The organism is Rhizobacter sp. P1_G5 (genome assembly GCF_056405435.1).
The window spans coordinates 1-4,183 of record NZ_JBFUCB010000543.1 but is presented as its reverse complement, the minus strand read 5'-3'; the positions used below and the strand labels follow the sequence as shown (position 1 = coordinate 4,183).

The 4,183-nt window shown below is 69.7% G+C and carries 3 protein-coding genes; 1 reads left to right on the top strand and 2 read right to left on the bottom strand.

What is annotated here, in order from left to right; genetic code table 11:
- Window positions 1–1,808: DUF6531 domain-containing protein (locus AC1D12_RS26515; RefSeq protein WP_477843968.1), on the bottom strand; the 1,808-nt coding region annotated here is incomplete at its 3' end.
- A gap of 118 nt (window positions 1,809–1,926) precedes the next feature.
- Window positions 1,927–3,405 (bottom strand): MocR-like pyridoxine biosynthesis transcription factor PdxR, encoded by a 1,479-nt coding sequence (pdxR, locus tag AC1D12_RS26510; protein ID WP_477843966.1) that lies wholly within the window; start codon window positions 3,403–3,405, stop codon window positions 1,927–1,929.
- Between the two features lie 99 nt (window positions 3,406–3,504).
- On the opposite strand from pdxR, the gene AC1D12_RS26505 reads away from it, so the two are divergent.
- The gene (locus AC1D12_RS26505) at window positions 3,505–4,092 is read left to right on the top strand and encodes a GNAT family N-acetyltransferase (protein WP_047502727.1); all 588 of its coding nucleotides are present in this window, start codon (window positions 3,505–3,507) and stop codon (window positions 4,090–4,092) included.
- Window positions 4,093–4,183 lie beyond the last annotated feature (91 nt).

The window sequence follows — 4,183 nt, the reverse complement described above, 5'->3', positions numbered from 1 at the left end:
TCACCATCGTTGGTGGACTGCACGACCTGCTTGCACAGCACAGCGATCGGCTTGCCGTCGGGCAGCAGCGCGTCGGCCGGCGCGCAGCGCGCCGGTGCCTGGCCGTTGAACGGATCGGGCTGGCCGTTGTAGATGCGGATCACGATGCGGCCGGGCTCGGCACGCCGTGTCTCGAACCGCCAGTCCGGGTGCCACTGCCGGCTGAACTTGCGGGCGCTCTCGGGCAGCGCCGCATCCTCGGCGAGCGTGCCCGCGCAGGTGTGCGAGGTGCTCAGCCCCTCGACGCGCCGGGTCTGCCGATGTCTGTCGTCGTAGGCAAAGCAGACGCGCGCCTGGTTGAAGTCATCCTTCTCGACGAGATTGCCGGCGCTGTCGTGCAGCCAACGGCGCGTGGCGGCGGAACACCCGCTGCCGGCAGGCTGCGAGGCCGAGCTCAGGAAGGCCACGCCGCCCAGCGTCTGGTAGCCCAGTGACCGGGTCGCACCCAGGGCATCGGTCACGGTGGTCGATCCCGTCGCATAGGCCAGCACGGTTCGGTCGACACCGCCGGCAAGCTCCGAACTCGTCGCGCGTCCGCTGTCGTCGAACGACCAACTGGCGTGGYGGGCGCCATTCTGGTCCTGCAGGCCCGTGAGCGCGCCCGGGAACCGGCTCAGCTCGTGCAGGTAGGCCTTGGTGGCGCCGGCCGCGTCGGCCACGCGACTCAGCGTCGAGATCCCGTTCGTTCTGATGTAGGCGTAGCGCGTCGTCGCACCTGCAACGTCTTGCAGCCAGGCGAGCCGGCCGTCGGCGTCGTAGCCGAGCGCGAGGCTGCGGCCGAAGGTGTCGTCCACCGTTGCCAAGCGCCCCGCTGAATCGAGCGTGACGCGAGTCGCGTAGCCGCTCGCCGAGGTGACGCCCAGCAGCCGGCCTTGGGCATCGTAGGTTTCCAGTTCGTTCGCTTCCGATCGGTAGCGCCAGCCGTCCGGCAGCGTCTCGAGTGTCGATGGCTCCGTCGCATCGGCCTTCCATTCGCCATTCGCCGCCACGAAGCGAACCAGCTTGCCGCTGTCGCGAATGACATGGACTTGCGTCGGAGCATCCTTCGAAGGAAAGGCCTCGATGCGGCGGGAAAAGCTGTGGCGCCAGCCGACGCCCAGGGTGCCTTCGGCGCTGTTCGCGCTGTCGTGGAAGCGTTGGAAGCTCAGGCCGTTCGAACGCGGTGACCGGTAGTCGGCGGCCACCTGGAAGCTCTGGCCCGTAGCGACCACGATCGGGTCGCCGGCCACGGGTCTCGATGTGTCGCTGCAATCGCCTGGGGGAACATCGTCCGGCGTGTTCCGGTCCGTTGCCAACGGAGCGATCTTGACTCGGCCGTAGACCGCCGCGGTGTCGCTGTTCTGCAGCACGACGAGTGTCGAGTACCGCAGTGCGTAGAACTTGTCGGTTCGGCTGGACACCGCGGCCTTGCGCAATTGAGCGTCGACCTTCGCGAGCACCTGGGTCGTGGCATCGGCGACGTTGTACGCGCAGCCGACGATGATGTCGCCGGGGTAGTCGCGGTAGGCGAACGGAGCCCAGATCGGTTGGCCGCCGACGGCGCATGTCTGGCGCTGGATACTCACCGGTCCGGCCCCGAAGAGGATGTCGACATGGTCGTTGATCCAGTTCGTGAACACCGGATCCTGGAAGCCGTTCGCGACCTGGATCTCCGCGTGCAAGGCGGTTGGCTGGAACAACAGCGCAATCAGGGTGGTGAGCAGCGTGGCGCGTTGCAGCGGGCGCGAAGGAGAGCGGGGGGGCGGCACAGGAGGGGTGTTGCAGCGCAACAGGGCGATGGGGGTCGCAGTAGAGCAAGCCCCTCACCGCATCGGTAGTGGCCATACGGACCGCTTGCAAATCCTGAATGTGCAGAGCCGTTTCGTGCGCAGCGAGAGTTGCCGTGCGCTATGCCTTCGTACGCGTCAGCTGCGACAACTTCCTGACCAGCGGCTCGAAGCGCTCCGCCGGCGTGTTGCCATACCCGAGCACGAGCCCGTTGTCGTCGGCCGACGGCTGCAGCGCGAAGCTCGACAAGGCGGCAGGTGCCATGCCGTGGCGCAGCGCGGCGGCGGCGATGCGGGCATCGGCGTACTCGCCCGGCAGCCGCACCGTGAGGTGCATGCCGCAATGGCCGCCGTCGATCACATGCGGCACGCGCAAGTGGCGCGACAGGGCATCCCGCAGCGCGACCTGCCGCTCACGGTACAGCCGGCGCATGCGCCCCAGGTGCCGGCCGAACGCGCCGCTCTCGATGAAATCGCCGAGAGCCAGCTGCTCATGGCGGTGGCCGCCGCGCAGCAGTTGCCCGAGCGGCGCCTGCAGCCGGGCCGCGAGTGCCTCGGGCAGCACCAGGAAGCCGAGCCGCAGCGACGGAAACATCGTCTTGCTGAAGGTGCCCACGTACAGCACCGGGGCCTGCGCCACCAGGCCCTGCATCGCGCCGATCGGGTCGCCGGCGTGGCGGAACTCGCTGTCGTAGTCGTCCTCGATGATCCAGGCGCCGTGGCGCTGTGCGTTGGCGATCAGTTCGAGCCGGCGCGCGGCACTCATCACCGCGCCCAATGGGTACTGGTGCGACGGCGTCGTGTAGATGAGCCGCGGCGGCCGGGCGGTCCAGTCGCTCGTGGGCACGCACAGCCCTTCGGCATCCACGCGCATCGGCACGAGGTGCAGGTCGGCCGCATGCATCGCCGTGCGGGCGCCGCGGTAGCCCGGGTCTTCCACCCATGCGGTGTCGCCGGGGTTCGTGAGCAGCCGCGCGCACAGCGCCAGCGCCTCCATCGCGCCCTCGGTGACGACCACCTGCGCGGCCTCGCAGCGCGCGCCGCGGGCCACGCTCAGGTGGCGGGCGATCGCGTGGCGCAGTGCCGGCTCGCCCAACGGGTCGCCGTAGCCGAGCGCCGACGGGCCGGCGCGGCCCATCGCGCGATCCAGCGCACGGCGCCATTCGGCCAGCGGGAACTGGGCCAGCGCGGGCACGCCGGGGCGCAGCGCCACCTCGCCATCGGCGCGCGCCGGTTCGGACTGGATCGCCGCCAGGCGCCGCGCCAGCGCCGGCGATGCGGCCGATGCGGCACGCTGCACCGGATGGCGCGGTGCGCTGCGTGCCGGTCGCGTGAGCGCCGCCACGCGCGTGCCCTGCCGATCGGGCAGCAGGTAGCCCTCGGCCGCGAGCAGGTCGTAGACCGCGGTGACGGTGTTGCGCGAGATCGACAGCGCCTCGGCCAGCGCGCGCGAGCCCGGCAGGCGGCTGCCCGGGGCCAGCCGGGCGCCGAGGATCGCCTGCTTCAGCCGATCGTGCAGCTGGCGTTGCAGCGACGCCGGGCCGCGCTCGCGCGAGAGCGGTGCATCGAGCAGGGCCTGCGGCACGGGTGGGTTCATCATGGCACCATGAAAATCAGGATCCGTGGCACTTTTCAAGGTGCCACACCGGCGCTACTGTAGAGCGCCCTGAACCCGGAATTTCGCGCAAGGACGATGACGATGAGCTGGCTCACCCCCCTTCGACTGCAAGGCTCGCACGGTTCGCTCGAACCGCTCTCGCTCGATCATGAGCAGGACCTGATCGCCGCCGTCAGTGACGGCGAGCTGTGGAACCTCTGGTACACCGCGATCCCCGCGCCGCGGGCGATGCGCGCCGAGATCGAGCGCCGCCTCGACCTGCAGCGCAAGGGTTCGATGCTGCCGTTCACGACCCGCGATGCCGCCGGCCGCGTCGTCGGCATGACGACCTTCATGAACATCGATGCGGTGAACCAGCGCGTGGAGATCGGCTCCACGTGGACGGCGGCGAGCGTGCAGCGCAGCGGCTTCAACACCGAGTGCAAGCTGCTGCTGCTGTCGCATGCGTTCGAGAAGGAGGCCATCGCGGTCGAGTTCCGCACCAACTTCTTCAACCAGCAGAGCCGCCGCGCGATCGAGCGGCTGGGCGCCAGGCTCGACGGCATCCTGCGCAGCCACCAGCGCATGCCCAACGGGCTGCTGCGCGACACCTGCGTCTACAGCATCACACGGGCGGAGTGGCCGGCGGTGCAGGCGCATTTGCAGTGGCAACTCGACAAGCCGCGGTGAGCATGTCGCACGGGTGCGATCGCCTGTGAAAATGCAGGCATGCCCTTGCCCTCCGAACCGCCCGTCAGCGTCCCGCTGCGCCCCCGACTTA

Excerpts from the sequence above, each read along its gene's own strand:
- pdxR (WP_477843966.1), bottom strand. The coding sequence starts at position 3,405 with ATGATGAACCCACCCGTGCCGCAGGCCCTGCTCGATGCACCGCTCTCG.
- AC1D12_RS26505 (WP_047502727.1), top strand. The coding sequence starts at position 3,505 with ATGAGCTGGCTCACCCCCCTTCGACTGCAAGGCTCGCACGGTTCGCTC.